At 64.7% G+C, this 25,776-nt stretch carries 23 protein-coding genes; 7 read left to right on the top strand and 16 right to left on the bottom strand.

All coding sequences use genetic code 11. The features are described 5' to 3' along the window. Nucleotides 1-167 precede the first annotated feature (167 nt). The 3 genes from BRSPCE3_RS28610 to BRSPCE3_RS28600 all read right to left on the bottom strand — a co-directional run bounded on the left by BRSPCE3_RS28610 (nt 168) and on the right by BRSPCE3_RS28600 (nt 5,394). On the bottom strand, nt 168-1,646 hold the full coding sequence (locus BRSPCE3_RS28610; protein WP_244069686.1) for a cell wall hydrolase: 1,479 nt from the start codon (nt 1,644-1,646) through the stop codon (nt 168-170). A 579-nt stretch (nt 1,647-2,225) separates the two neighbouring features. Then, a complete protein-coding gene (ppdK, locus tag BRSPCE3_RS28605) occupies nt 2,226-5,147 on the bottom strand; it encodes a pyruvate, phosphate dikinase (RefSeq protein ID WP_244069685.1) in 2,922 nt (973 codons plus the stop codon). A 91-nt stretch (nt 5,148-5,238) separates the two neighbouring features. Next, on the bottom strand, nt 5,239-5,394 hold the full coding sequence (locus tag BRSPCE3_RS28600) for a DUF3096 domain-containing protein (RefSeq protein WP_083992077.1): 156 nt from the start codon (nt 5,392-5,394) through the stop codon (nt 5,239-5,241). Between the two features lie 233 nt (nt 5,395-5,627). Here BRSPCE3_RS28600 and BRSPCE3_RS28595 point away from each other — a divergent pair, with 233 nt between their 5' ends. Then, on the top strand, nt 5,628-5,987 hold the full coding sequence (locus BRSPCE3_RS28595; RefSeq protein WP_244069684.1) for a DUF1236 domain-containing protein: 360 nt from the start codon (nt 5,628-5,630) through the stop codon (nt 5,985-5,987). 142 nt (nt 5,988-6,129) lie between these two features. Here BRSPCE3_RS28595 and BRSPCE3_RS28590 read toward each other — a convergent pair whose 3' ends face one another. The 8 genes from BRSPCE3_RS28590 to BRSPCE3_RS28555 form a co-directional block, all read right to left on the bottom strand. After that, nucleotides 6,130-7,230 carry a hypothetical protein gene (locus tag BRSPCE3_RS28590; RefSeq protein ID WP_244069683.1) on the bottom strand — a complete coding sequence of 367 codons (1,101 nt, stop codon included), beginning with the start codon at nt 7,228-7,230 and terminating at the stop codon, nt 6,130-6,132. Nucleotides 7,231-7,350: 120 nt separating this feature from the next. After that, complete coding sequence (locus BRSPCE3_RS28585; protein ID WP_244069682.1) at nt 7,351-7,944, bottom strand: bifunctional 2-polyprenyl-6-hydroxyphenol methylase/3-demethylubiquinol 3-O-methyltransferase UbiG; 594 nt, start codon at nt 7,942-7,944, stop codon at nt 7,351-7,353. 3 nt (nt 7,945-7,947) lie between these two features. Continuing rightward, on the bottom strand, nt 7,948-10,260 hold the full coding sequence (glyS, locus tag BRSPCE3_RS28580) for a glycine--tRNA ligase subunit beta (protein ID WP_244069681.1): 2,313 nt from the start codon (nt 10,258-10,260) through the stop codon (nt 7,948-7,950). Then, complete coding sequence (locus BRSPCE3_RS28575) at nt 10,260-11,195, bottom strand: glycine--tRNA ligase subunit alpha (protein WP_244069680.1); 936 nt, start codon at nt 11,193-11,195, stop codon at nt 10,260-10,262. Before BRSPCE3_RS28575 ends, glyS begins: the two co-directional genes overlap by 1 nt. A gap of 254 nt (nt 11,196-11,449) precedes the next feature. After that, the gene (locus BRSPCE3_RS28570; RefSeq protein WP_244069679.1) at nt 11,450-11,641 is read right to left on the bottom strand and encodes a hypothetical protein; all 192 of its coding nucleotides are present in this window, start codon (nt 11,639-11,641) and stop codon (nt 11,450-11,452) included. A gap of 116 nt (nt 11,642-11,757) precedes the next feature. Then, nucleotides 11,758-12,678 (bottom strand): S49 family peptidase, encoded by a 921-nt coding sequence (locus tag BRSPCE3_RS28565; protein WP_244069678.1) that lies wholly within the window; start codon nt 12,676-12,678, stop codon nt 11,758-11,760. 256 nt (nt 12,679-12,934) lie between these two features. Continuing rightward, the gene (locus tag BRSPCE3_RS28560) at nt 12,935-13,762 is read right to left on the bottom strand and encodes a tRNA1(Val) (adenine(37)-N6)-methyltransferase (protein ID WP_244069677.1); all 828 of its coding nucleotides are present in this window, start codon (nt 13,760-13,762) and stop codon (nt 12,935-12,937) included. Further along, nucleotides 13,755-13,982: a DUF2007 domain-containing protein gene (locus BRSPCE3_RS28555; protein ID WP_244069676.1), complete on the bottom strand. Its 228-nt coding sequence runs from the start codon at nt 13,980-13,982 to the stop codon at nt 13,755-13,757. Before BRSPCE3_RS28555 ends, BRSPCE3_RS28560 begins: the two co-directional genes overlap by 8 nt. 135 nt (nt 13,983-14,117) lie before the next feature. Here BRSPCE3_RS28555 and BRSPCE3_RS28550 point away from each other — a divergent pair, with 135 nt between their 5' ends. After that, nucleotides 14,118-15,128, top strand: coding sequence for a polyprenyl synthetase family protein (locus BRSPCE3_RS28550; protein ID WP_244069675.1), 1,011 nt, complete (start codon nt 14,118-14,120; stop codon nt 15,126-15,128). A 166-nt stretch (nt 15,129-15,294) separates the two neighbouring features. Here BRSPCE3_RS28550 and BRSPCE3_RS28545 read toward each other — a convergent pair whose 3' ends face one another. Next, nucleotides 15,295-16,134: an AraC family transcriptional regulator gene (locus BRSPCE3_RS28545; protein ID WP_244069674.1), complete on the bottom strand. Its 840-nt coding sequence runs from the start codon at nt 16,132-16,134 to the stop codon at nt 15,295-15,297. Between the two features lie 240 nt (nt 16,135-16,374). On the opposite strand from BRSPCE3_RS28545, the gene BRSPCE3_RS28540 reads away from it, so the two are divergent. Beyond that, nucleotides 16,375-17,613, top strand: coding sequence for an ABC transporter substrate-binding protein (locus BRSPCE3_RS28540; protein ID WP_244069673.1), 1,239 nt, complete (start codon nt 16,375-16,377; stop codon nt 17,611-17,613). 227 nt (nt 17,614-17,840) lie between these two features. Beyond that, on the top strand, nt 17,841-18,944 hold the full coding sequence (locus BRSPCE3_RS28535; protein ID WP_244069672.1) for a mandelate racemase/muconate lactonizing enzyme family protein: 1,104 nt from the start codon (nt 17,841-17,843) through the stop codon (nt 18,942-18,944). A 139-nt stretch (nt 18,945-19,083) separates the two neighbouring features. Here the strand turns inward: BRSPCE3_RS28535 and BRSPCE3_RS28530 are convergent, their stop codons facing one another. Further along, nucleotides 19,084-19,455: a hypothetical protein gene (locus tag BRSPCE3_RS28530; protein WP_244069850.1), complete on the bottom strand. Its 372-nt coding sequence runs from the start codon at nt 19,453-19,455 to the stop codon at nt 19,084-19,086. Nucleotides 19,456-19,649: 194 nt separating this feature from the next. Between BRSPCE3_RS28530 and BRSPCE3_RS28525 the strand changes: the two genes are divergently transcribed. Then, the gene (locus BRSPCE3_RS28525; RefSeq protein WP_244069671.1) at nt 19,650-19,874 is read left to right on the top strand and encodes a hypothetical protein; all 225 of its coding nucleotides are present in this window, start codon (nt 19,650-19,652) and stop codon (nt 19,872-19,874) included. Between the two features lie 244 nt (nt 19,875-20,118). Here BRSPCE3_RS28525 and BRSPCE3_RS28520 read toward each other — a convergent pair whose 3' ends face one another. Together BRSPCE3_RS28520 and BRSPCE3_RS28515 are read right to left on the bottom strand one after the other, a co-directional pair. Then, nucleotides 20,119-20,553 carry a cupin domain-containing protein gene (locus BRSPCE3_RS28520; protein ID WP_244069670.1) on the bottom strand — a complete coding sequence of 145 codons (435 nt, stop codon included), beginning with the start codon at nt 20,551-20,553 and terminating at the stop codon, nt 20,119-20,121. Nucleotides 20,554-20,873: 320 nt separating this feature from the next. Next, nucleotides 20,874-21,530, bottom strand: coding sequence for a glutathione S-transferase (locus BRSPCE3_RS28515; protein ID WP_244069669.1), 657 nt, complete (start codon nt 21,528-21,530; stop codon nt 20,874-20,876). A gap of 172 nt (nt 21,531-21,702) precedes the next feature. Here BRSPCE3_RS28515 and BRSPCE3_RS28510 point away from each other — a divergent pair, with 172 nt between their 5' ends. Both BRSPCE3_RS28510 and BRSPCE3_RS28505 read left to right on the top strand, forming a co-directional pair. Then, nucleotides 21,703-22,926: a polyhydroxyalkanoate depolymerase gene (locus BRSPCE3_RS28510; RefSeq protein WP_244069849.1), complete on the top strand. Its 1,224-nt coding sequence runs from the start codon at nt 21,703-21,705 to the stop codon at nt 22,924-22,926. Between the two features lie 224 nt (nt 22,927-23,150). Then, a complete protein-coding gene (locus tag BRSPCE3_RS28505) occupies nt 23,151-23,942 on the top strand; it encodes an extracellular solute-binding protein (protein ID WP_244069668.1) in 792 nt (263 codons plus the stop codon). A gap of 93 nt (nt 23,943-24,035) precedes the next feature. Here the strand turns inward: BRSPCE3_RS28505 and BRSPCE3_RS28500 are convergent, their stop codons facing one another. Next, nucleotides 24,036-25,772, bottom strand: coding sequence for a bifunctional protein-serine/threonine kinase/phosphatase (locus tag BRSPCE3_RS28500; RefSeq protein ID WP_244069667.1), 1,737 nt, complete (start codon nt 25,770-25,772; stop codon nt 24,036-24,038). Nucleotides 25,773-25,776: the final 4 nt, after the last annotated feature.

The raw sequence follows: 25,776 nt of genomic DNA, 5'->3' as shown, positions 1-25,776 counted from the left end.
GAGCATGATGAGCGTCATTCCGGGGGCGTGCCGTCTTCCCCTTCCCCCTGAAGGGGGGAAGGTCGGGATGGGGGTCAGCCGCAAACTACGCTGCAAGCGGACAGAGATGATCCCCACCCGCTTTGCTCTGACGAGCAAAGCGACCTCCCCTTTTCAAGGGGAGGTGGTTACCGCCTGGCGCTGGCCCGCTCGGCCGAACTCTGGGCGGCTTCGGCGAGCTGCGCCGAGATCTTGGCGGTCTCCGCCGGATTGCCCCAACTCGGTGCGTCGCTGCCGTCGCCCCAGGCGCGCGGGCGATAGAAGGTGTGGACGCCGAACTTGTACATCTTCTTCATTTCGCTGACCCAGGACGGCCGCACCCAATAGGCGTGGTAGTGGGTCGAGCGATCGACCTCCGGCAGCCACAATTTGCCGTCGAGGATGGCCTTCGCGATCTTCTTGGCGCGGTCCCACATGTCGGGCTCGCGGACGACGTCTGGCGTGTTGTCGCAGGCGAAGGTGAACTGACAGGCGTAGTGGCGGTTCTTGTTCTGGTAGACCACGCCGCACACCGTCTCCGGATACTTGCCGGAGAAGGCGCGGTTCAGCACCACCTGGGCGACCGCGATCTGGCCGCGCACCGCTTCGCCGCGCGCCTCGAAATAGACCGCTTCCGCCAGGCACTTCTCCGACTTGGCGCGCGATTTCTCGTCGAACAGGCCGAGCCGCTCCGCCGGCGTCTTGGTGTGCTGGTCGTCGGCATTGACCTCGCCCTTCGGCGCGATGCTCTCGCCCATCTCGCCGGCCTTGACCGGACCGTCGGCATCGACCGGCAGCGAGGCCATCACCTTCATGTCGGGATCGGGCTGCGCTGCCGGCGTCACGACCACCGGCGCCTCACCGGGCTGCCAGCGCTCGAGATTCTCCGGCGTGCCGAGCGACGAGCCGAAGAACAGGCTGGCGGTCTTGAATGCAAATGGATCGCGCTCGCGCGCCGTGTCGGCGGGCGCCGCGGCGGGCTTTGCGGGCGCCGGCTTCAGGTCGTCGAGCGGGTTGGCCTCGAGCGACATCGACACGTCGTATTGCTGCGGCGACGGCTTGGCATATTGCGGCAGTGGCGGGGCGCGCAGCGCCTCCTGCAATTCCGGATCGAGCGGCGCGCTGTCGGCCGGCGCGGTGGCGGTCTTCATCCCCCTGACCGACGAATTCGACGTCGCCGGATCCTCGCTCGCGGGAGCCGGGCTTGCGGGCTCTGCGGGATCGGCCTGGTCGGGCCGCCTGACCGCGAGACGATCGCCCTTCATGGTGCGATCGACCTTGGGAAAGTCCGAGGCCTGGTAGCGCGGCGGCACTGCTGTGATCGGATTGCGCGTCACCGTGCCGGTGACATCGACGCTCGAACTGTCGAGCCTCGCGAGCAGGATCTGCGGATCCTGCGGCACGGAGGTTCCGATCGGACGGCCGAAGCTGTAGGTCGCGACCTGGATCGAGCCGACCGCGGAGGAGAACACGCGCTTCTGCCAGCGCTCGGCGACGCCGGGCTGCCGGGCCAGGAGCGAGGCAATATCCTGATATCCGAGCTCGGTCGGCATCAAGGCGAAGATGCTGAGACCGAGACCGAAGAGCGCAAGACGTGCGCCCTTCGGCTGGTTACGCGACACAAACATCGTACGCTCACGCAACGCTTACTGAGTGCAATCGAACGCGGTACATCCGCGCAATTCGACCTTTGCCGTTGCTAACTTGTTTAGGTTGCCGCGGAGTTAATCGGCGTTGCCCGCGCGCTACACTCAAGCGATCGCGGAGCTTTCGCGCACTGCATCACGCGCCTTGGTAAATGCGCGGCGCATGAAAGTCGTAAACAAGAGGTCAACGCGGATGGTGAACGAAGTGTTGCAGGCGGTGACCGCCAATTGCACCGTCGATGCGAGGAGCGCTCGCGGCGAAGCAGTCGATCGGTCTGCATATGCCGTTCGCTGTCATCACCCGCGAAAGCGGGTGATCCAGTAATCCAGAGGCTGCAATGCTTGAGCTGAGAGGCCGCGGCGTACTGGATCGCCCGGTCCATGTGCGCAATTGCGCACAGGCCGGGCGATGACGGCGGAGAGTGGTGAGTGAACAGCTCTTCCTGGTGAGATGGATTGCTTCGCTTCGCTCGCAATGACGATGTCTTCCGGCACCGCTCAACAAACAAAATGGCCGGGACATCGTCCCGGCCATTTGCATTCTCTGAACCGATCGATCGCTTACGCCTGGCTGGCGATCTCCTTGCCGAGCGCGGCCTGCGCTGCGGCGAGACGCGCGATCGGCACGCGATAGGGCGAGCAGGAGACATAGTCGAGCCCGACCTCGTGGCAGAACGCGACCGATGCGGGATCGCCGCCATGCTCGCCGCAGATCCCGACCTTGAGGTTCGGCCGCGTCTTGCGGCCGCGCGTGACGCCGATCTTGACCAGCTCGCCGACGCCGTCGCGATCCACCGAGATGAACGGATCGATCTCGAGGATGCCCTTGGCGACATAGGTGCCGAGGAAGCTCGCGGCGTCGTCGCGGCTGATGCCGTAAGTGGTCTGCGTCAGGTCGTTGGTGCCGAACGAGAAGAACTCGGCGGTCTCCGCCACCTCGCCGGCCATCAGGCAGGCGCGCGGCAGCTCGATCATGGTGCCGACCTGGTAGGTCAGCTTGGCACCGGTTTCCTTCATCACCGCATTGGCGGTCGCATCGATCCGCGCCTTGACCAGATCGAACTCGGCCTTGGTCGCGATCAGCGGCACCATCACCTCTAGACCGACCGGCTTGCCGGTGCGCTTGCCGGCCTCGACGGCGGCCTCGAAGATCGCGCGCGCCTGCATCTCGGCGATCTCCGGATAGGCGATCGCGAGACGGCAGCCGCGGAAGCCGAGCATCGGGTTGAACTCGGACAGTTCGCGGGCGCGGTCGGCGAGCTTGCGCGGATCGGTGTTCATGGCGCGCGCCACTTCCTCGATCTCGGCCTGGGTGTGCGGCAGGAACTCGTGCAGCGGCGGATCGAGCAGACGGATCGTGACCGGCAGGCCCTTCATGATCTCGAACAGCTCGACGAAGTCGGCGCGCTGCATCGGCAGCAGCTTCGACAGCGCGGCGCGGCGCGACTGCTCGTCCTCGGAGAGGATCATCTCGCGCACGGTGCGGATGCGGGTCTCCTCGAAGAACATGTGCTCGGTGCGGCACAGGCCGATGCCTTCGGCGCCGAACTTCACCGCGGTGCGCGCATCATCGGGCGTGTCGCCGTTGACGCGGACGCCGAGCTTGCGGACCTCGTCGGCCCAGCCCATCAGCGTGCCGAACTCGCCGGACAGTTCCGGCTCGATCATCGGCATGCGGCCGGCCAGCACCTGTCCGACCGAGCCGTCGATGGTGATGACGTCGCCGGTCTTGAAGGTGCGCGTACCCACGCTCATGGTGCCGCGGCCGTAATCGACGCGGATGGTGCCGCAGCCGGAGACGCAGGGCTTGCCCATGCCGCGCGCGACCACCGCCGCGTGCGAGGTCATGCCGCCGCGGGTGGTCAGGATGCCCTGGGCCGCGTGCATGCCGTGGATGTCTTCCGGGCTGGTCTCGATGCGGACCAGGATCACCTTGCGCCCGTCGGCCTGCAGCTTGGCCGCTTCATCCGACGAGAACACGATCTCGCCCGAGGCAGCACCGGGCGACGCCGGCAGGCCGGTCGCGATCACGTCGCGCTTGGCGGCGGGATCGATCGTCGGGTGCAGCAGCTGGTCCAGCGAGGCCGGATCGATCCGCGTCACCGCATCCTTGCGCGAGATCAGGCCCTCATTGGCGAGCTCGACCGCGATGCGCAGCGCCGCCTTCGCGGTGCGCTTGCCGCCGCGGGTCTGCAGCATCCACAGCTTGCCCTGCTCGACCGTGAACTCCATGTCCTGCATGTCGCGGTAGTGCTTCTCGAGCAGCGTGTAGATCCGCGTCAGCTCCTTGAACGCGGCCGGCATCGCGGCTTCCATCGACAGCTTGTCGGAACCGGATTCCTTGCGCGCCTCTTCGGTGATGTCCTGCGGCGTGCGGATGCCGGCGACGACGTCCTCGCCCTGCGCGTTGATCAGGAACTCGCCGTACAGCTTGCTCTCGCCGGTCGAGGGATTGCGGGTGAACGCAACGCCGGTCGCCGAGGTCTCGCCCATGTTGCCGAACACCATCGCCTGCACGTTGACGGCGGTGCCCCAGGATTCCGGAATGTCGTGCAGCTTGCGGTAGGTCACCGCGCGCGCGTTCATCCAGGATGAGAACACCGCGCCGATCGCGCCCCACAGCTGATCGTGCGGATCCTGCGGGAAGTCGTGGCCGGTCTCCTTGGCGACCGCTTCCTTGTACTTGCCGACCAGCTCGACCCAGTCGTCGCCGGTGAGGTCGGTGTCGAGCGAGTAGCCCTGGCCGTCCTTGAAGGTGTCGAGGATGTCCTCGAAATGATGATGCTCGAAGCCGAGCACCACGTCCGAATACATCGTGATGAAGCGGCGATAGCTGTCATAGGCGAAGCGGCGGTCGCCGGAGAGCTCGGCGAGCGCTTCGACGGTGCGGTCGTTGAGGCCGAGATTGAGCACGGTGTCCATCATGCCCGGCATCGAGGCGCGCGCGCCGGAGCGCACCGAGACCAGCAGCGGGTTCCTGGCGTCGCCGAAGGTCTTGCCGGCGAGCTTGCCGACATAGTCGAGCGCCTTCTCAACCTGTGCTTTCAATTCCTTCGGATACGTCTTGTCGTGTTCGTAGAAATAGGTGCAGACCGAGGTCGGAATGGTGAAGCCTGGAGGCACCGGCAGGCCGAGATTGGCCATTTCCGCGAGGTTGGCGCCCTTGCCGCCGAGCAGGTTGCGCAAGGTCGCCTGGCCCTCGGCCTTGCCGTCACCGAACGTATAGACCCACTTGCCGGCCTTGATCGCAGGCGGAGCCGCCTTCTTCGCAACCGCCTTCACGGGGGCCTTGCTGGCGGGTTTTGCGGCCGGCTTTGCCGACGATTTGGGGGCAGCTTTCGGCGCCGCCTTCGGGGCGCTCTTCTTCAGCGCCTTGCGCGCCGGCGCGGCCTTGCGGGCTGCGGCGGAGGGCTTTGATTTCGCTGCTGTTTTCTCGGCAGTTCTCACAGCGTTTTTCTTGGACTTCGCGACGGCTTTGGCCATGTCAGACAACAATCCGGAAGGAGGGGTCGAAGATGCGCGCCTTACACCATTTTGAGGGGTTCCGCGCAAGCCGCGAAACCCCGCTTTCCCGCTACAGGTGCAGCCAGCGCAACAGACCCATCCCCACGAGCCCGACGAAGATCAGGTAGATCGCGACGATGTAGTTGAGCAGCCGCGGCATGATCAGGATCAGGATGCCTGCGATCAGAGCGACGATGGCAGGCAGATGCGCAGCGGTGATGACCATTGAAGTGTTCTCCGGCGGTTTTTGGAAGAGCGAATCGAGCGGCAGTTTATCCGCTGCGCGGGTTCCCACATCAAGACGTCCGCACGGCCTGAGAGTTCCCGCAACTCACGAAAATTGCTCCAAATTGCCGCGTATGTGGCCGCGGTTTTCCGGAACATCACCGCGGCCGATGCATTGGCTCGCCGTGCGCATCGGCGAAGGCCGGCGCGCGCGTGAAAAGAATGGAGCGAGCCATGCGAAACAGAATACTTGCCGTTGCAGCGGTTGCTGCTGCGATCACGGTGCCGGCTGTTGCCGCACAGGCCCAGACCGTTGGCGTCGTCCGCGGCGGCCCGCCGGTTGCAGTCGAGGATGACGAGGGCATTGCCGTCGAGCAGCGCCCCGCATTCCGCGAATATATCGTGCGCGAGCGCGTGCCGAACTACACCGTTCCGGATCGCGTCATCGTCGGCACCGTGCTGCCGGATGCCGGCGTGACCACGTACGACGTGCCGCAGCGGTTCGGCGCGACGCCGTATCGCTACACCGTCGTGAATGGCGAGACCGTGCTGGTCGAGCCGCGTTCGCGACGGATCGTTCAGGTGGTCGAGTAGCGTAAACTGAGCACGATCGCCTGAACGAACAGTCCGGGCGCCGCGCAAGCGGATGTGCGCGAAGATCGACCGGACCAGAAAGCCCCGCCTGGCCTCCCCTCCAGGCGGGGCTCTTCTGTTGTGTCGTCAGATGTCGCGCAGCTTACGACTTAAGGATCGAGAGCAGCGTCGAGGTCGACTTGTAGCTCTTGATCGCGGCGTCCTGGAAATCCTGCGTCCAGTTGGCCGCTTGGCGCTCCTCCGCACTCATCGAGGAATATTGCTTGAGGATGCCGAGTGAGAACTGGCGCGGGTCGCCGGCGGACTGGCTCTGCTTCAGCGCATCGAGCACGGCCAAACGCGTCCGCGTGTTGAGTTCCTGCTTGGCCGCGAAGATCTCCTCGCCTGAGAACTTCTTGTCCTGGTTCAGCGAGATCGCCGACAGCGAACGGTTGTCGAGCGAGGACAGGTCGGCGAGCTGTCCGGTCTTGCGGCGGGAATCGTACACCAGCTCCTTGCCGCCCTTCGCCGCCTCGCTCTTCTGCCGATCGAGGAAGGCGCGCACGTCGCTCGCCACGCTGCTGAAATCGCGTGGCTTGGTTGTCGTGGGAGGCGTCGTCCCCGCCAGCGCGGCCGCGATCGGATCGCCTGCAATTCCCGTCGGCGCCGTGGTCGGATCCTGCTGCGTCGCCTGGACACCCTTCAGCACCGCGGCGCGCTGGCTGGCCCAGGTCGCGGTGGCCTTCTCCTCGTCGCTGGCACCGTCGAGATAATCGAGCGCAGCTTTGTAGCTGACGCTGTAGTCGCCGGTCAGGCGCGTGGTCGCAAGCGACGGCGCGAGTGCCTTGTCGAAGCGTTGCTTCAGTTCGGTCGTGGCGACCGCCTGCTCGTCGGGCGTGAACTTGCCGCCATTGTTGGTCGAGATCGCAAACAGCGAACGGCGGTCCAGGGTCGAGAGATCGATCGTGGTCTTGCCGTCGACGATCGGCGCCTTCACGCCCGCGACCGTGTAGAGCCGGTCGAGCGTGGTGCGCGCGTCGTTGGTGACGGTCGCGAAATCCGGCGGCGGCGCCTTGGCGAGCTGCGCGCGGGCAGCATCCGACAGCGTCAGGTTGGTCGCGGCGTTCGGCGTCGCGGACGAAGACAGATCGCCGGCGGTGCCGTCGCCCGACAGGGTCGCCGCCAGCGAGGGCGTCGCCGCCGCGCGCGCATAGGCCGAACCATATTGGGCGTAGGGATTGGGTGAGGTGCCGATCGAGGTCATCGGGGCGGTCCCTGCATTGGCGCGAGGGGCGATTTCTTAAGAAATCGTTGATCCGTCAGGACCTTCGCAGGGCATGGTTAACAAATTGCAAATTGTGTCTAAATATTTCCGATAGTCGGATCAGCCGCGCTTCCGCGCAACGATACGGTGAATGACCTTGCCGGAGGAGACGCTGACGACCTCCTCATCGAGCAGCAATACGGCCGCCGCCAGTTCAGCCCGAACCAGCGCGGTATCGAACGCCGCGTAGAGCCGGCCGTGCGCATCGCGCGCGTCGTCGCCTCTGGTCACGCGCCAGCTCAGATAGAACACGCCGCCGGGCTTCACGAGCTCGAACATCCGGCGCACCGACGGCACGATCAACGCGGGATCGAGATGCATGATGACGGTCTCGCACAGCACATTGTCGAAACTACCGGAGGCGATACCGGGGAGGTCGGGCAATTCGGCGCGGGTGAAGCGCAGCGCCGGGTAGCGGGTGCGGGCTTCCGCGAGCAGGCCCTCGGAGGCGTCAAACCCTTCGGCCGGAAAACCGTTGGCATTCAGCCACGCCACCTCGCGGCCGCTGCCGCAGCCGATGTCGGCGGTTGCGCCGCCCTTGAGGAAGAATTGCCCGACGATCTCCTGCAGATCGCGAGGTGCCGGCTGGTCGTGCCAGTCCTGCGCAAACGCCGCCGCATCCTTGTCGTATGCGGCGAGCGTTGCGCGGTCCATCGGTCAGCCCTCGATCCTGGAGAAGTCCGCCACCGCGCGCGTTGCGGCGCGGATCTCGTTGAGCAGCTTCAGGCGGTTCTCGCGCACCTTGGGATCGTCGTCATTGACCTTGACCTTGTCGAAGAACGCATCGACCGCCGGGCGCAGCTTCGCCATTGCACTCATCGCGGCGGCGAAGTCCTCCTTGGCGACGGCGGCGGAGGCCTCGGCCTTCACCTGGTCGATCGCCGCCGCCAGCGCCTTCTCTTCGTCGAGCTTGTAGAGCGCAGCATCAGGCGCACCGTCGAAGCTGCGCTTGTCCTTCTTCTCCTCGATCGCGAGGATGTTGCTGGCGCGTTTGGTGCCCGCGAGCAGGTTCTTGCCGTCATCGCTGTCGAGGAATTTTCCGAGCGCCTCGACGCGGCGGACGACCATGAGGAGATCGTCTTGCATTTCCTCTTCCGGCGGAGGGTTACTATCAAGGGCTGCTTCGCTCCCTGCTGTCTCGATGAGGTCAAGCTTGCCCGCGCTACGCGCCGCATCGGCTCTCCACCAAGGTGACGGAGACGTTGAGAAAACAGCATCGACAAGATCATGCCGCGCGCCCTGCTCGCGGAGCTGGACCTTCAGGCGATCGGCGAAGAAGGTGATCAGATCAACTACCCCCGCCGGGACGGAGCGCCTGCCAAACGTCTCCGTGTCCACGCGCACAACGAATTTTGTGAAGCGAGGGCTTTCAGTACCATCCGGCTGTTTTGTCTCGTTTTGCACCTCGCGCGCACGCTTTTCTGTCGCTGCCTGCCAGAACGAAGGGCCGCAGATATCTGCGAGTCGAAGACGCAAACCATTCTCTAGAATGATCCTGATCACACCTAGCGCCGCACGACGCAGCGCGTACGGGTCCTTCGAGCCGGTCGGCTTTTCATCGATTGCCCAGAATCCCGCCAGCGTGTCCAGCTTGTCCGCCAGCGCCACCGCCACACTCACCGGATCGGTCGGCACGCGATCGGTCGGCCCCTGCGGCTTCCAGTGCTCCTCGCTCGCGGCGGCGACCGAGGCATCCTCGCCCTGCGCCAGCGCGTAGTACTTGCCCATCAGGCCTTGCAGCTCGGGGAATTCGCCGACGACTTCGGTCAACAAATCCGCCTTGGCAAGGCGCGCGGCGCGCTTGGTCTTCTCGACATCTGCGCCGACCAGCGGCGCGATCTCGGCGGCAAGCCGCTCGATCCGCTTGATCCTCTCAGCCTGGGTGCCGAGCTTCTCGTGGAATACGATCTGCTCGAACTTCGGCAGCCGGTCCTCGAGCCTGGTCTTGAGGTCGGTCTCGTAGAAGAACTTCGCATCCGACAGCCGCGGACGGATCACGCGCTCGTTGCCGGCGACGATGGTCTTGCCGCCGTCGGGCGCCTCGATGTTGGCGGTCAGCACGAACTTGTTGGTCAGCTTGCCCGTCTTGGGATCCCTGACCACGAAGCACTTCTGGTTGTTGCGGATGGTGGCGCGGATCACCTCGTCCGGAATCGACAGAAATTCCTTCTCGAACGATCCCATCATCACGACCGGCCACTCGACGAGGCCCGAGACCTCGTCGAGCAGCACCTGGTCCTCGACCAGTTCGAGGCCCTGCGCGAATGCCAGTTCCTTGGCGTCCTCGAGGATGATGTCCTTGCGCGCCTGCGGATCGAGGATCACTTTCGCGGCCTTCAGCTTGGCCTCGTAATCCTCAAAGCGGCGCACGCTGATCGCGCCAGGTGCCATGAAGCGGTGGCCGTAGGTGGTCTGCCCGGCCTCGATGCCGTCGACCGCGAACTTGACGACATCGGGCTCCTCGGTCTCCAGACCGAAGGTCGCAATGATCGAGTGCAGCGGCCGCACCCAGGTCAGCGAGCCCGATTTGGCCGAGCGCGCGCCCCAGCGCATCGATTTCGGCCAGGGGAAGGTGCGGATGATCACCGGGATCATTTCCGCGATGACGTCGATCGCGGGTCGGCCCGGCTTCTCGATCAGCGCGATGTAGAAGTCGCCCTTCGCATCCTTCTGGATCTTGGCTTCATCCAGCGACTTGAGACCGGTCGCTTTCAGGAAGCCCTGCACCGCCGCATCCGGGGCGCCGATCTTCGGGCCGCGACGTTCAGACTTCAAGTCGGGCTGGCGCGCGGGAATGCCGTGCACAGTGAGCGCAAGGCGGCGCGGGGTCGCGAACGCCTTGGCGCCTTCATAGACGAGGCCCTCGGCGACGAGCTTGTCGGTCACCATGCGGCGCAGATCGTCTGCCGCCTTGGCCTGCATGCGCGCGGGGATTTCTTCGGAGAACAGCTCGAGGAGAAGATCGGGCATCAGACCGCCCTGCCCGTTTCAGTGTGGATCCATGCCTCGCCGCAGGCCTTCGCCAAATCGCGCACGCGCCCGATGTAGCTCTGCCGCTCGGTCACCGAGATGACGCCGCGGGCATCGAGCAGATTGAACACGTGGCTCGCCTTGATGCACTGGTCGTAGGCCGGCAGGGCCATCAGATGTTCTTTCATGTTGCTGCCGTCGCGCCAGCCGGCGGCGAGATATTTGCGGCACGCCGCTTCCGCCATCTTGAACTGCTCGAACAGCATCGCGGTGTCGGCATATTCGAAATTGTGCCGCGAATATTCCTGCTCGGCCTGCAGGAAGACGTCGCCATAGGTCACCTTCTCGGCACCCTCGCGGCCGTTGAAGTTGAGGTCGTAGACCCGGTCGACGCCCTGCACATACATCGCGAGCCGCTCGAGTCCGTAGGTGAGTTCGCCCGCGACCGGCGCGCATTCGACGCCGGCGACCTGCTGGAAGTAGGTGAACTGGCTGACTTCCATGCCGTCGCACCAGCATTCCCAACCGAGGCCCCAGGCGCCCAGCGTTGGGCTCTCCCAATCGTCCTCGACGAAGCGGATGTCATGGACGGCGGCATCGATGCCGATCGCGGCCAGCGACTTCAGGTACAATTCCTGAAGGTTCGGCGGCGACGGCTTCATGATCACCTGGAACTGATAGTAGTGCTGCAGCCGGTTGGGATTCTCGCCGTAGCGGCCGTCCTTGGGCCGCCGCGAGGGCTGCACATAGGCCGCGTTCCAGGGCTTGGGCCCGAGCGCGCGCAGCGTGGTCGCGGGATGGAAGGTGCCGGCGCCCATTTCCATGTCGTAGGGCTGCAGGATGACGCAACCCTGCTCGGCCCAGAACCGCTGGAGAGCCAGGATGAAGCCCTGGAACGAACGTTCCGGGCGCATGTGGTCAGGCAGGGCGTCCATCGTTGGAATCGATCTCGCGAGGGGGTGTGAAACGCGCGGGACCGTATCGGCGGCGGCCAATGGAATCAAGGCGATGGGGGATGTTTCGGCGGCCTCTTACCTCGCCCCGCTTGCGGGGAGAGGTCGAAATCCGCGCAACGCGCGGATTTCGGGTGAGGGGGGACTCTCCGCATACTCTCGTCTTTCGAGTTCGCGGAAACAGCCCCTCACCCCAGCCCTCTCCCCGCAAGAGCGGGGCGAGGGAGATCCAAGCGCTAGCCCAGGCGATAGGCCCCGGTCACGGGGTCGCGGCGCAGGGTCTTGATTTCGCTCGCACGCGAGGCCTCGGCCACGCGGGACAATCGCGCCTCTTCCAGTTCCTGGTTGATCCGAATGGCCGTCTTGTATGCCCAGCGGACCACGGCCAGGCCACCCAGGACGCCTGCGAATGCAATCAGCGGCGGCATCGGTCGATCCTTGTCGTTCACGTCTGTCAGGCCCCCAATGGCAGCCATTCTTGCGCAAGGCGGGCTGCGCCGCAATCGCGGTTTTAGGGCTAAATGGCGCGCTCAAATCCCCGTGTTCAGAGCCCGAATCTGGCCCAAATCGCCCTTGTTTCCAGCGCCGAGATCAGATCGTCCGGCAAGCCGGCCAGCCCGTCCAGCGCCAGCGACCCCGCCCCGGGCGCCCTGCGGCCGAGCAGGCCGGACAGCATGCCGCTGGCGGGCGCGATCACCGGGGTCAGCACCTTCTCGCCATAGCGGGCCCGCAAGACGGAGCGGAGATCGCCGATGCTGTCGGCGAGCCCGAGACCGATCGCGGTCTCGCCGGCCCAATATTCACCGGTGAACAGCACGTCGTCGGCGGCCTTCAGGCGGCTGCCGCGGCTCTGCTTCACCAGGTTGATGAAGGTCGCATGGATCTCGCGCTGGATCGTCTTCAGCCGGGCGACGTCATCAGGGTTCTCCGGCAGGAACGGATCGAGCATCGCCTTGTGGCTGCCGGCCGTGTACAGCCGCCGCTCGACCCCGATCTTCTTGATCGCCTCCTGGAAGCCGAAGCTGCCGCCGACCACGCCGATCGAGCCGAGGATCGAGGACGGGTCGCAATAGATCTCGTCACCCGCGCACGCGATCATGTAACCGCCGGAGGCCGCGACATCCTCCGCGAACACCAGCACCGGCAGCTTCTTCTCGGCGGCCAATTGCCGGATGCGCAGATAGATCTGCCGTGACTGCACCGGCGAGCCGCCGGGCGAATTGATCACCAGCGCCACCGCTTTGGCATTACGCGTGCCAAAGGCGCGCTCCAGCATCTTGGCAACGCCCGAAAGCGTCATGCCGGGCCGCAACGGCGTCACCGCGCCGATCACACCCGACAGCCGCACCACCGGCACCACGGCCATGCCGCGCCGGAAACGTGCCGGCAACATTCCCTGCACACGATCGAGCAGTCCCGAACGTCCTCCGGAATGTACTTGGTGATCACTTATTTGTTCACTCATGCCGTTACCTCGAATTAACCACTTTTTATCACGCCACTGTCATTGGATTCCGTGGAACGCGTTTTGCATTTTGCCATTGGGGTTTTGTCATTGGGGTTGCAATTCGCGGCGGAGAGGGACTCATGAAGATCTATCTGCTGATTATGCTGATCGGTACGCTCCTGACGGCGATCCACTTCACATCGAGGCCGGACCGCCAGTCGGAAACGGCCTCGCAGTAATTTAGTGCCAGTGACGCGGGCAGGTTTGCTGCCCGTCAGCGCCGCGCCAGCGGCAATTCTCCTTTCCCAGCCAAGATCTCCTCCACCCATTTATTGGGCACAGCTGTCGCTTCATTGAGCAGCAGCGCGGCATGCAGCCGCGTCGGCGCCCGGCCGCCCTTGGTGGCCCGCACCAGGATTCGGATCGCCGGCGACGCCGCCTCGCCGTGCACCGGCAGGATCTCGAGGCTGCCGAAGCCGCGGTCCAGCACGGCCAGCACCTCGGCGATCCCGTCGGCCCGCCAGATCATCGCAAGCTGCCCGTTCGACCTGAGAATCCGCCGCGCCGCGTGAACCCAGGCCGCCAGCGTGGTCGCGGTCGCGACATGGGCGCGCTCCCGTACGCCATCCGGCGAGGCGCGATGCCTGGTGGAATCGTTGAACGGCGGGTTCATCAGCACGACATCGGCACTGTCGGGCGCGAGGCCGGCGTCATCGAACGCGGACGCGCCGGCCTCGACATCGAGCACGATCACGTCGGCCTTGATCGCGTTGGCGATGGCGTTATTCCGGGCCAGTTCGGCCAATGCCGGGTCGATTTCAACCAGGACCAGATCGATCCCCCCGACCCGCCGCGCCACCGCAAGCCCGGCGGCGCCGACACCGGCGCCGAGATCGACGACGCGGTCGCCCGATCGCGCCGGCGTCGCCGCGGCGAGCAGGATCGCATCATGGCCGACCCGATGGCCGCTGCGGGGCTGCCGCAGCCGCAATTGCCCGCCGAGGAATCCGTCCTCGGTGATCTCGGCGGCCCAAGACGCCTTTTTTGACGCGTTTTCATCACGCGAACCGGGATCCACCTCGCTTGAAAACGCTTTAATCATCGGCCCGCAATTCGTGGCCAAGGCCGGCATCGGTCAAGAGCTGGCGGGCCTCCTGGTTGTCGTCCTCATGCACCAGGATCCGCCGCGGCAGCACGCCGAGCGAGCCCTCGATGATGCTCATGTTCTGGTCCAGCACCAGATGATGGATGTTAGCGCTGTCGAGCAGCGCGCCGATCGCGGAGACCAGCACCATGTCATTGGTCCGTACCAATTCCCGCAAAATACGCTCTCCTGTCGCCCCGGCCTTGCGGCACTTGCGCCACATGTCAACAACTTCGAGGCCTTGCCGCAAACCTTCGCAGTTTCTATTGTTATAGCTGAGGATAGTGCGAATTCGGCAAAATTGGAGACCAGCGTGGCGGTTATTGTACCCTTCGAAAGCCCGTCCAATGCTTCGATCGACGGGCTGGTGGGACTTGTCGCCGCCGACATGGAGCGCGTCAACGCGACCATCCTTTCGCGGACCGGCTCCGAAGTCACCATGATCCCCGAGGTCGCCAACCACCTTATCTCCTCCGGCGGCAAGCGGCTGCGCCCGATGCTGACCCTGGCGATGGCCCAGCTCGCCGACTACTCCGGCGACGGCCATATCAAGCTCGCCGCCGCGGTCGAGTTCATGCACACCGCGACCCTGCTGCATGACGACGTGGTCGACGAGAGCGAATTGCGCCGCGGCAAATTGTCCGCGCGGATGCTGTGGGGCAACGAGGCCAGCGTGCTGGTCGGCGACTTCCTGCTCGGCCAGGCGTTCCGCATGATGGTCGAGGTCGGCTCGCTGCGTGCGCTCGACATTCTCTCCGCGGCGGCCGCCACCATCGCCGAGGGCGAGGTGATGCAGCTCGCCGCCGCCAAGAACACCGCGACCACCGAGGACGAATATCTCGCCGTGATCCGCGGCAAGACCGCCGAGCTGTTCGCCGCCGCCTGCGAAGTCGGCCCCGTGATCGCCAACCGCCCGAAGGCCGAGCAGACCGCCTGCCGCTCGGTCGGCATGAATCTCGGCATCGCCTTCCAGCTCGTCGACGACGTGCTCGACTATGGCGGCAAGTCCGCCAAGCTCGGCAAGAATGTCGGCGACGATTTCCGCGAGGGCAAGATCACGCTGCCCGTGGTGCTCGCCTTCCGCCGCGGCAACGACACCGAGCGCAAGTTCTGGATCCGCGCGCTCGAGCGCGGCGAGATCGGATCGGCCGACCTCGACCACGCCATCGGCCTGATGACCAAGCACCGCGCGCTGGAAGACACCATCAGCCGCGCCCAGCACTACGGCGCGATGGCCGTCGACGCGCTGGCACTGTTCCCGCCCTCGCCGATGAAAACGGCGCTGGAACAGGTCGTCGCGTTCTGCCTGGCAAGATCGCATTAGGCTCGCCGCACCCACAATGTCGTCCCGGCGAAAGCCGGGACCCATAGCCACCGAATTTGATTGTGAAGGAGATCGTGGTCCCAGCGCCGCGCGACAACTTGCATCGGTGGTTATGGGTCCCTGCTTTCGCAAGGACGACGCCAGAGATTGCCGGACCAGCGCGCGCCTACTCCTCCACCGGCACCCAGATCTCAAGCCCGCCATTGCCGGTGTTCTTGTCGAACTTCTCGTCGTAGCGCTCGAAGTTCGGCGCATCCGCGACCTTCAGGCCGGATTGCGGCAGCCACCTGTTCCAGATCGTGTTGACGGTGCGGCGGATGGTGGAGATGTGGTCGGCGTGGCTGAACACCACGTATTTCTGCGCCGGGATCCGGACCCGCGCGAACTCGCGCGGCAGGTCGGAGAAATCGGCGACCTCGACGCCGGCGATGTAGTCGAAATTGCCGGCGTCGTCGCCGTTGCAGCAGACGCCATAGGCGCCGATGCCGACCCGGCGCGGAATATGCGCGGATTGCTGGTGGAAGCCGCTCCACTGGTTCGGAATGCCGGCCGTGCTGTCATTGGTGTGATTGTAGCGCTCGCCGAGCCCGGCGACGAGGAAGGCCCTCCCCGTCTCAATGCGCGGCGGATCGATGTGATCGAGAGCGGTCGAGATCATGGTGATCGGCTCCTGCAGCTTGAGCTTGGTCAGGCACGTCGTCGCACGCACCGTTTCGGGCGTGACGCCGAAATGGTCGCGGAACGCACGGGTGAATGCTTCGTGGGAGCCGTAATCCGCATCCAGCGCCAGCGTGAGAATATCGGGCGCACCGGCCGCGAGCTCGCGCGCGGCCTCGCTGAGGCGGCGCGCCCGCACGTAGCGCATCACCGAAAACCCGGTCGCCTCCGCGAACGCGCGCACCAGATGGAAGCGCGAGACCCTGGCGACGGCAGCGATGTCGTCGAGCGTCAGCGACCTGTGGAGGTGGCCCTCGATGTACCAGAGCGCCTTCTGGGCTGGATTCATTGGACGACGGCCTTCCTGCAAAGCTCCGGCATCATGCATGGCTGCGGCGCGCGCATTTGACAGTCCTTGCTGCGCAGCGGCGAAACCCTGGTTCCGCTCCGCGAAATTTTACCGCAAAGCCGTCGCTGGCAACAGCGTTGCAATCGTGCATACTCGCAGTTGCATCGATCCGACGGCTCATCAAGCTGCCCGAAAATCAAGACTGCACGAGCCGCGGCCAGCATGTCAGGGAGGACAAGGATGCATCACCACCGTTCGAGCTATGCCAACTGCGCCAAGTCTGCGGCGCTTGCCGCGCTGCTGACGATCGCCGTCGCCAGCGCCGCCAGCGCGCAGAAGAAATACGATCCGGGCGCGACCGACACCGAGATCAAGGTCGGCAACATCATGCCCTATTCGGGCCCGGCCTCGGCCTACGCCACCATCGGCAAGACCGAGGCGGCCTATTTCAACAAGCTCAACAGCGAAGGCGGCATCAACGGCCGCAAGATCAACTTCGTCTCCTACGACGACGGCTACAGCCCGCCGAAGATGGTCGAGCAGGCCCGCAAGCTGGTCGAAAGCGACGAGGTGCTGTTGATCTTCAATCCGCTGGGCACGCCGGGCAACACGGCGATCCAGAAATACATGAACGCCAAGAAGGTGCCACAGCTGTTCGTCTCCACCGGCGCCGCCAAGTGGAACGATCCGAAAAACTTTCCGTGGACCATGGGCTGGCAGCCGAGCTACCAGGTCGAGGCGCGCATCTACGCCAAGTACATCCTCGATAAATATCCCGGCAAGACCATCGGCGTGCTCTATCAGAACGACGACTTCGGCAAGGACTATCTGATCGGCCTGCATGAAGGTCTCGGCGATGCGGCCAAGAAGCTGATCGTCGTCGAATCCTCCTACGAGACCTCGTCGCCGACGGTGGATTCGCAGATCGTGCAGATCAAGGGTGCCAACCCCGACATCTTCGTCAACATCGCGACGCCGAAATTCGCGGCGCAGGCGATCAAGAAGGCCGCCGAGCTCGACTGGCATCCGGTCCAGTTCCTGACCAACGTCTCGGTCTCGATCGGCGGCGTGATGAAGCCGGCCGGCTATGAGGCGAGCCAGAACATCCTCTCGACCCAGTATCTGAAGGATCCGGCGGATCACGAATGGAAGAACGATCCGGCCATGAACGAGTGGCGTGCCTTCATGACCAAATGGTACCCCGAGGGTGATCAGAACGACGCCTCGACCGTGTTCGGTTACGGCGTCGCCAAGGGGCTGGAGCAGGTGTTGCGGCAATGCGGCGACAACCTTACCCGAGAGAACCTGATGAAGCAGGCGGCCAGCCTCAACTTCGAGATCGGCATCTATCTGCCCGGCACCAAGATCAAGACCGGGCCGGACGATTACGCACCGATCGAGCAATTGCAGCTGATGCGCTTCAAGGGCGAAAGCTGGGAGCGGTTCGGCCCGGTCATGAGTGGCGAGAAGAGCAGCTAAAGCTTTTGCCGCAACTTTGGGCTTTGCGATGCCCGGCCGTGCGCCGGGCATCCACGTCTTCGACACGATTCACGCGCAAAACTTGTCACGCTCATCACGCGCAAGACTTGTCACAAGCAAGATTTGGGATGGCCGGAACCCGGGCGAGCCCAGCGACGCCTTCTCGAGGCTGAACTGTCCGGCCAATACGGCTCCAGGCACGTCCTGCGATCGGAAGGACAACAACAATGAAGATCACCGACGTCCGCGCCCACCATATCCGCATTCCCTATGACGCTGGACCCGCGAGCTTCCGCCAGGGCGCGTCCGCGATCTCGGCGCTCGACATGGTGCTGGTCGAGGTCTCGACCGATGCCGGCCTGACCGGCTGGGGCGATGCCTTCGCCTATGTCTGCCCGAAGACGAGTTGCATGGCGGTGGCCGAAATGATCGCGCCGCAGGCCCGCGGCCTGGAGGTGCCCGACGCCGCCAAAATCCCCGCCGCGATGGAGCAGATCCAGCGCAATCTGCACCTGTTCGGCCGCTACGGCATCACGATGTTTGCGATCTCGGCGCTCGACATCGCGTTGTGGGATCTCGCCGGTAAGGTGAAGGGCGTGCCGCTGCATCAATTGATCGGCGGTGCCAAGCGCAGCGCGATCCCGGCCTATGCGAGCCTGATGCGGATCGGCAATCCCGCGTACATCGCCGCCGAATGCAAGAAGGCGATCAAGCTCGGTTACGCCGCGATCAAGCTGCACGAGACCACCGTGCCCGCCGTCACTGCGGCGCGCGAGGCGATCGGCCCCGACGTGCCGTTGATGGTCGACATGAATTGCCCGCTGGACGGACCGGCGGCGATCCAGTTCGCCCGCGACTGCAAGCAGGCGGCGCCGCTGTTCCTGGAGGAGCCGGTCTGGCCGCCGGAGGATTTTGCGACGCTCGCGGAGGTGCGACGGGAAGGCCGGCTCGATATCGCCGCCGGCGAGAACGCCTGCACCGTGCATCAATTCCGCCAGATGATGACCGCGGGCGCCGTCAGTCACGCGCAGCCGTCGGTGATCAAGGTCGGCGGCGTCACCGAATTCTTGCGCGTGGCCGTGCTCGCCGACGAGTTCGGCGTCCAGGTGATTCCGCACTCGCCCTATTTCGGGCCGGGCTTCCTCGCCACGCTGCATCTGATGGCGATCCGCGACGCAGGGCTGATCGAAATGTTCTTCATGAAACGCCCTGCCTGCCTGTGGGGCGACCGCATCGACGTCGACGCCAGCGGCCGCGTCGCCGTGCCGCAGGGCCCGGGGCTCGGCTACGAGCCGGACCGCGACGTGATGGAGAAGTATCGGGTGGCGTGAGGGCGCAAGTACGCCCGCCCCGTCATTGCGAGCGAAGCGAAGCAATCCATCGGACCGCATACGCGGTGGAATGGATTGTTTCGCGGAGCCCGTCGTCGGGCGCGCGTTCGCGTGACCCGTTGGCTCGCAATGACGATCCCTACTTTGTCCCGTCCTTCGCGGCCGGTGTCGCATCCTTGGCCGCCGGCGCATCGGCTTTCTTCTTGATGTCCTCAGTCAGCTTGAGCTGCGCCGCTTGCAGATCGGCCACGAGCTTTTGCAGGCTAGCCGCCGCGCTCTGCAAGCTCGCGATCTGCCGGTTGGCGGCATCGAGCTTCTGCTGATGGTCTGTTGTGAGCTTGCTGATCGTCTTCTGCAGGAAATCGACATTGCTCTGCAGGCAGCTGGTGCGCCGCTCCATGGTCTTCTCGACGGTGCAGATCTCGATGCCGGGAACGTCCTGCGCATGCACGGTTGTAGTCACGCAAAATACAATCGGCGCAACCAGGACAAGAACGGAACGAGCGATCATCGGCATCCCCAATCATATGCGTCATTCACAGTTTTGTGCTCACGACGCTGAAAGCCGGGCAGACATACCACACTGAAACCGCATTCGAGCGGTGTGCTTGATTCATTACGGGGACTACTCGTGGGGACGGGGGCCTTCGGAACTTGTTTGGTTCGACCCGTTTGGCTCGACCTTGGGCAGTGGAGATAGATCGCATGGCAACGCGCGAAAAACGTCTGGCGCAATTCGATGGCAACGGCGAACCTTCGCCGGAACAACGCGTGGAAGTGCTTTGCGAGGATCACAGCGGAACGTATCAGCTGCCGTTCGCCTGCCGTTTCATCGACGGCCAGTGGCGCAATGACGCAACCGGTGGCCCGCTGGAAGTCAACGTCATCGCCTGGCGGATGCCGCGCCTCAAACAGGCCGGAGCGGCCTGAAGGCGGACGAGCGCGCTGTTTCAAAACGCGACGCGCTCGCGCCGGACTTTAAGATTTGGAACGCGGATGGAACGAACCGCGTCCGAATCACTGATCGAGCAACGTACTCCGTTGTTCACGGCTAGATGTGGTCATCAGTCCGATGCGGCGCACCACATACAGAAGCATGACGATCGGCCGCAGCCAGCGGCCGACGACAAAGGTTAACTCCTCCGCAGACGACATTTGCGATCCCCTCTCACGTTCACTTCCACGGCGTGATCGGCGGCACCGTCTCGGTCGCCGGCGGCACGTCCACGGTCTTGAAATCGGCAGGGCTGACGATCTCGAGATATTCCATGTCCTTCGAGTAATCGAACAGATAGTGGGTGATGCCGGGGCGCTGATGGATGACGTCGCCGGCCTCGACCAGCGTCTCCTTGTCCTCGTACATGAAGCGCGCCCAGCCCTTGGTCATGATGACGATCTGGAAATCGCACAGATGCTTGTGCCAGCCGGTGCCCTGCTCCGGCGGCATGTCGGGATTGGCCTTGACCAGATGGCAGATCACCTGCCCGCCGGTGGCATCGGCGATGCCAAGGTCGCGATACAGGAAGAAGTCGCGCAGACCTCCGCCCTTGAAGTCGGTGTCGCCGGGTTTGACGTGGGAGAATTTGCTGACGATGGCGTGCTGGTTCATTTCAAGCCTCCACGGTTCTCGTGTTCGCGAGATCGCGGCGCGGCTTGGCGTCCAAATTTTCGGCAGCGTCGCATCGTCGCGGTCACAGCTCGAATATTGCTATGCGAAATCCTTGCCAGCCCGGTCGGGCCGCGGCGCTGGGTCTCGCGATATGCTGGCATTGCCGGCGAAGCATCTGGCGCAAGGCGCATATTTGCGTTCGCCGGCTGGCGGGCAGGCAAGCCGCGCACAGCCCGTCCCCGGCGCGGAGGGCACGTCGATTGAGCAAGGCTTGCCTTGAGCTTGAGCCGCCGGCGCGGGCAGGCCGGACGAGCGGCTGCCTAATATTCGACCTCGAGCTCCTCGACGTCGGCGGGCTCCGCCTTCGCGGCCTCGATCCATTGCTGCATCTCGCCCATCCCCATGATGGTGCCGGCATAGGCCGCGAGCACCGGGTCGAGCTTGACGTCATAGGTCATGAAGCGGGTCACGACGGGAGCATACATCGCGTCCGCCATGGTGCGGCGTTCGCCGAACAGGAACGGCCCGCCCGACATGCCGAGACAGTCGCGCCAGATGGTGCAGACGCAGTCGATATCGGCCTGCGCGCGCGACCAGATCTTGAAGCCGGGGAAATGCCCCTTGAGGTTGACCGGCAGCGAGGACCGCAGCGTGGTGAAGCCGGAATGGATCTCGCCCGAGATCGAGCGGCAATGCGCGCGCTGGATCCGGTCCTCCGGCAACAGCCCGGCATGCGGCATGATCTCGTTGAGATACTCGCCGATCGCCAGCGTATCCCAGACGGTCGCGCCTTCATGGCGCAGGCAGGGCACCAGGATCGACGACGACAGCAGCAGCAATTCGGCCCGCGCCGAGGGGTCATCGGGTGCGGTGACCACCTCCTCGAAGTCCAGCCCGGCGAATTTCACCAGCAGCCAGCCGCGCAGCGACCAGGACGAGTAATTCTTGCTGCTGATGGTGAGTGTCGCTTTCGCCATATCGGATCCTCACGCCTGAACGCGTCCTGAACTCCCGGATACCGCGCGCCGGTCCGGCCGCCGCGCGCCCGGAGCCGTTCGTTTTTGCAGCAAGCCACGTGCCAATTTGCCGGGCAGCCGGCCCGCCTCTGGCGTCGATATTGCATAGCGAGCCAGGCAGGGGCGGATGCGTATGATGTCGATGCTGTACCAGGCCTATCAGAACCATATGGACTTCACGGCACCGTGGCGGACCGGTGCCGCGGCGGCCTTGCGCTATCTCAATCTGGTGCCGCGGGGCACGTCCGACCGGACCTTCGGCCGGCTCGCCGCCGCGCTCGAGCTGATTTCCCGCTCCACCCTGACCTATGCCCGTCCCGACTACGCCATCGGCAGCGTGTCCTCAGGCAACAGGGAATACCAGGTGACCGAAGAGGTCGCCTACGCGACGCCGTTCGGCTCGCTGCTGCATTTCAGGAAGGTGGACGGACCGGAGCAGCCGCGGCTGTTGCTGGTGGCGCCGATGTCCGGACATTTCGCGACGCTGCTGCGCGGCACCGTGAAGACGCTGCTGCAGGACCACGACGTCTACATCACCGACTGGCACAATCCGCGCGACATCCCGCGCAGCGAGGGCCGCTTCGGGCTCGAGGACTACACCGATCATCTGATCGACTTCCTCGACCAGCTCGGCCCGCGCGCGCATATGGTGGCAATCTGCCAGCCGTCGGTCTCGGCGCTGGCGGCCGCCGCGATCATGTCGGAGGACAATCATCCGGCGCGGCCGGCGTCGCTGACATTGATGGCCGGGCCGATCGACACAAGGGTCCTGCCGACCAAGGTGAACGAATTCGCCAAGAGCAAACCGATCAAGTGGTTCGAGGACAATCTGATCAACTACGTGCCGATGCAGTGCAAGGGCGCGTTGCGTCAGGTCTATCCCGGCTTCGTGCAGCTGACGGCGTTCGTGTCGATGAACCTCGAGCGCCACATCAAGCAGCACATCGACCTCGCCGACCACATCGCCAAGGGCGAGACCGACAAGGCCGCGGTGATCAAGACCTTCTACGACGAATATTTCGCCGTGATGGACCTGCCGGCGGAGTTCTACATCGAGACGGTGCGCGACGTGTTCCAGGAGCATCTGCTGCCGCAGGGCATGCTGATGCATCGCGGCCGCGCGGTGAACCCGGCGGCGATCCGGCGCATGGGCCTGATGACAGTCGAAGGCGAGAAGGACGACATCTGCTCGATCGGGCAGACGCTCGCCGCCCAGGATCTCTGCACCAGCGTGCGCACCTATCGCAAGGTGCATCACATGCAGGCCGGCGTCGGCCATTACGGCGTGTTCTCCGGCAAGCGCTGGAACACCGAGATCTACCCGCTGCTGCGCGATTTCGTGCATGTGAATTCGTGACGGCGATCCCGTAGCCCGGATGAAGCGCAGCGCAATCCGGGAAAGTGTTTCCGCGGAGAAGCCGGCCCCGGATTACGCTGCGCTTCATCCGGGCTACGAATTCCTACCTCCCGTCGTTGCACGCCTCGCCATGACGGTGGATGGCTAGCCATGCATCCCCACGCGCAGTAGTGTCCCGGCCACGACGACCCCCGCGCCCCAAGAATCGTCCAGGGAGAAACTCCATGCGCGCCACCGCCTTCCGTACCCTCGCGCTCGCCTTGATCGGCGCCCTCGCCTTCACGTCCGCCGCATCCGCCGCCGAAGTCCATGTCATGATCTCGGGCGGGCTGACCGCGGCCTACAAGGCGCTGGTGCCGGAGTTCGAGCGCAAGACCGGGCACAAGGTGGTGACCGCCTTCGGGCCGTCGATGGGCACCACGACCAATGCGATTCCGGTGCGGCTGGAGCGTGGCGAGCCGGCCGACGTGCTGATCATGGTCGGCTATGCGCTCGGCGACCTGATCAAGCAGGGCAAGGTGGTGGCCGACAGCCGTGTCGACCTCGTGAAGTCGCCGATCGGCATCGCGGTCAAAGCCGGCGCGCCGAAGCCGGACATCAGCTCGGCCGACAGCGTCAAGCAGGCGCTGCTTACGGCGAAATCGGTCGCCTATTCCGACAGCGCCAGCGGCGTCTATGTCTCGACCGAGATGTTCGCAAAGCTCGGCATCGCCGACCAGATGAAGGACAAGGCGCGGATGATCCCAGCGACCCCGGTCGGCGAGATCGTCGCCAAGGGCGAGGCCGAGATCGGCCTGCAACAGATCTCGGAGCTGAAGCCGGTCGCCGGCATCGACATCATAGGCCCGCTGCCCGAGCCGTTGCAGAAGATCACGGTGTTCTCCGCCGGGATCGCTGTTGTCTCGAAGGAGCGTGAGGCCGGCAAGGCGCTGATCAGCTTCCTCGCGTCATCGGATGCACACGACGCGTTGGTCAAGAGCGGGCTGGATCCGATTGCGGCGGGCGCGACGCATTAGCGAGGCATCGCCAACTCTATCCCCGTCATCCCCGCGCAAAGGCTTCGCCTTTGTCGCTGGGATGACGGAGATAGATTGGCGGATTTGGAGCCCCTACCGCAAATGATGCGCACCGTAAGCCAGCAGCAGCACGACGACCAGCGCCAGCAGCAGCGTGGTCGACTTCCAGAACAGCACCGGGTTGCGCTCGATCAGCGGGGTCGATGACGTCGTCAGATATTTGGCGTTGGGATTGCGCAGGTCGAACAGGAACTCGGAAAAGCTGTCGTAGCGCTTCAGCGGATTGGGATGCACGGCGCGCTCCAGCGTGCCGTCGACCCAGTTCGGAATCGCGCGGCTGCGATGCGCGGCCGGACGATAGACCACCCGGTTGAAATCGGATCGCGTCCGGGCCCGCGCGATCTGCGCGCCATAGGGCAAGCGTCCGGTCAGCATCTGATAGGTCACGACGCCGAGCGAGAACAGGTCGGAGCGCGCGGTGCCGCCCTCGCCCAGGAAATATTCCGGCGCGGTGTATTGCTGGGTGCCCAGAATGTCCTCGACACCCGCGGGCACCGCGTCGGCAACGCCGGAGATCCGGGTCGAGCCGAAATCGATGATCTTCACCGTGCCGGTGTTGTCGATCATGATGTTGTCGGGCCTGACGTCCTGGTGCAGCATCTCCTTGCGGTGGAACGCGCGCAGCCCCTTTGCGATCTGCTCGGTGACGTCGCGCACGGTCTCCAGCGCGGGCGCGGGATTGTCCGTCATCCACTGCGTCAGGGTCTGGCCGTCGATATATTCCATCGCAACATAGAGGAAATTGCGCTTGCGCTGCGGCAGATATGGCTTCAGCACATGCGGACTGTCGATCCTTCTTGCAACCCACTCCTCCATCACAAAGCGCTTCAGATAGGCGCCATCGTCGCGCAGGTCGATCGAGGGGATCTTGATCGTCACCGTGGCGCCGCTCTCCTCATCGACCGCGAGATAGATATGACTGCGGTGCGATGCATGCAGCTCGCGCACGATCCGGTAGCCGTCGAACAGCATCCGCGCCTCGAGCAGCGGCGGCAGCGGCAGCTCGCTCGGCTGGCCGAACACCTCGCTGGCGTCGCCGTCAGGCAATTCGTCGATCCGGACGATCTGCGCGGTGAGATTGTCCGGACTGCCGTTGTCATAGGCCTGCGCGACGATCGACTTCGCGGCGGTATCGAGGTCGGCGGCACCGTCCCTGATCGTCTTCGCGAGCTGGCGCGCCGAGACATGCTCGTAGATGCCGTCGGTGACCAGCAGGAAGGTGTCGCCGCGCGCAAGCGGGAGATTCTGGTAGTCGATCTCGAGCTGCGGGTTCACGCCGAGCGCGCGGCCGAGATAGCTCTGCTGCGAGGAGATCACGACGCGGTGGTCGTTGGTCAGTTGCTCGAGGCTGTTGCCGGCGACGCGGTAGATCCTGCTGTCGCCGACATGGAACAGATGCGCCGTGGTCGAGCGGATCACCAGCGCGCTGAGCGTGCAGACATAGCCCTTGTCCTTGTCGTAGGGGTTCTGGCTGCGCCGGGTCTGCGCGTGCAGCCAGGAATTGGTCGCCTCCAGCACCCGCTGCGCCGAGGTCTTCACCGACCAGGATTCCGAGGTGCAATAGTAGTCGGTCAGGAAGCTCTTGACCGCGGACTCGGCGGCGATGCGGCTCACGCTGCTCGAGGAGATGCCGTCGGCGAGCACCACGGCGATGCCCTTCAGGCCGAGCAGCGGCTCGTCGGGGATCAGGACGCCGTGGAAATCCTGATTGGTGTCCTTGCGGCCCTGATCAGAGAATTGCCCGACCGATATTTTCAGCGCGCGCGGCATCGAC

The organism is Bradyrhizobium sp. Ce-3 (genome assembly GCF_022835695.1).
Classification (GTDB): Bacteria; Pseudomonadota; Alphaproteobacteria; order Rhizobiales; family Xanthobacteraceae; genus Bradyrhizobium.
The sequence above is the reverse complement of the archived record's forward strand: the minus strand, read 5'-3'. Positions and strand labels throughout refer to the sequence as shown.

What these genes read in the sequence shown, in the direction of transcription:
- BRSPCE3_RS28610 (WP_244069686.1), bottom strand. Translation starts at nt 1,646, where the DNA reads ATGTTTGTGTCGCGTAACCAGCCGAAGGGCGCACGTCTTGCGCTCTTC.
- ppdK (WP_244069685.1), bottom strand. Translation starts at nt 5,147, where the DNA reads ATGGCCAAAGCCGTCGCGAAGTCCAAGAAAAACGCTGTGAGAACTGCC.
- BRSPCE3_RS28600 (WP_083992077.1), bottom strand. Translation starts at nt 5,394, where the DNA reads ATGGTCATCACCGCTGCGCATCTGCCTGCCATCGTCGCTCTGATCGCA.
- BRSPCE3_RS28595 (WP_244069684.1), top strand. Translation starts at nt 5,628, where the DNA reads ATGCGAAACAGAATACTTGCCGTTGCAGCGGTTGCTGCTGCGATCACG.
- BRSPCE3_RS28590 (WP_244069683.1), bottom strand. Translation starts at nt 7,230, where the DNA reads ATGACCTCGATCGGCACCTCACCCAATCCCTACGCCCAATATGGTTCG.
- BRSPCE3_RS28585 (WP_244069682.1), bottom strand. Translation starts at nt 7,944, where the DNA reads ATGGACCGCGCAACGCTCGCCGCATACGACAAGGATGCGGCGGCGTTT.
- glyS (WP_244069681.1), bottom strand. Translation starts at nt 10,260, where the DNA reads ATGCCCGATCTTCTCCTCGAGCTGTTCTCCGAAGAAATCCCCGCGCGC.
- BRSPCE3_RS28575 (WP_244069680.1), bottom strand. Translation starts at nt 11,195, where the DNA reads ATGGACGCCCTGCCTGACCACATGCGCCCGGAACGTTCGTTCCAGGGC.
- BRSPCE3_RS28570 (WP_244069679.1), bottom strand. Translation starts at nt 11,641, where the DNA reads ATGCCGCCGCTGATTGCATTCGCAGGCGTCCTGGGTGGCCTGGCCGTG.
- BRSPCE3_RS28565 (WP_244069678.1), bottom strand. Translation starts at nt 12,678, where the DNA reads ATGAGTGAACAAATAAGTGATCACCAAGTACATTCCGGAGGACGTTCG.
- BRSPCE3_RS28560 (WP_244069677.1), bottom strand. Translation starts at nt 13,762, where the DNA reads ATGATTAAAGCGTTTTCAAGCGAGGTGGATCCCGGTTCGCGTGATGAA.
- BRSPCE3_RS28545 (WP_244069674.1), bottom strand. Translation starts at nt 16,134, where the DNA reads ATGAATCCAGCCCAGAAGGCGCTCTGGTACATCGAGGGCCACCTCCAC.
- BRSPCE3_RS28540 (WP_244069673.1), top strand. Translation starts at nt 16,375, where the DNA reads ATGCATCACCACCGTTCGAGCTATGCCAACTGCGCCAAGTCTGCGGCG.
- BRSPCE3_RS28535 (WP_244069672.1), top strand. Translation starts at nt 17,841, where the DNA reads ATGAAGATCACCGACGTCCGCGCCCACCATATCCGCATTCCCTATGAC.
- BRSPCE3_RS28530 (WP_244069850.1), bottom strand. Translation starts at nt 19,455, where the DNA reads ATGATCGCTCGTTCCGTTCTTGTCCTGGTTGCGCCGATTGTATTTTGC.
- BRSPCE3_RS28525 (WP_244069671.1), top strand. Translation starts at nt 19,650, where the DNA reads ATGGCAACGCGCGAAAAACGTCTGGCGCAATTCGATGGCAACGGCGAA.
- BRSPCE3_RS28520 (WP_244069670.1), bottom strand. Translation starts at nt 20,553, where the DNA reads ATGAACCAGCACGCCATCGTCAGCAAATTCTCCCACGTCAAACCCGGC.
- BRSPCE3_RS28515 (WP_244069669.1), bottom strand. Translation starts at nt 21,530, where the DNA reads ATGGCGAAAGCGACACTCACCATCAGCAGCAAGAATTACTCGTCCTGG.
- BRSPCE3_RS28510 (WP_244069849.1), top strand. Translation starts at nt 21,703, where the DNA reads ATGATGTCGATGCTGTACCAGGCCTATCAGAACCATATGGACTTCACG.
- BRSPCE3_RS28505 (WP_244069668.1), top strand. Translation starts at nt 23,151, where the DNA reads ATGCGCGCCACCGCCTTCCGTACCCTCGCGCTCGCCTTGATCGGCGCC.
- BRSPCE3_RS28500 (WP_244069667.1), bottom strand. Translation starts at nt 25,772, where the DNA reads ATGCCGCGCGCGCTGAAAATATCGGTCGGGCAATTCTCTGATCAGGGC.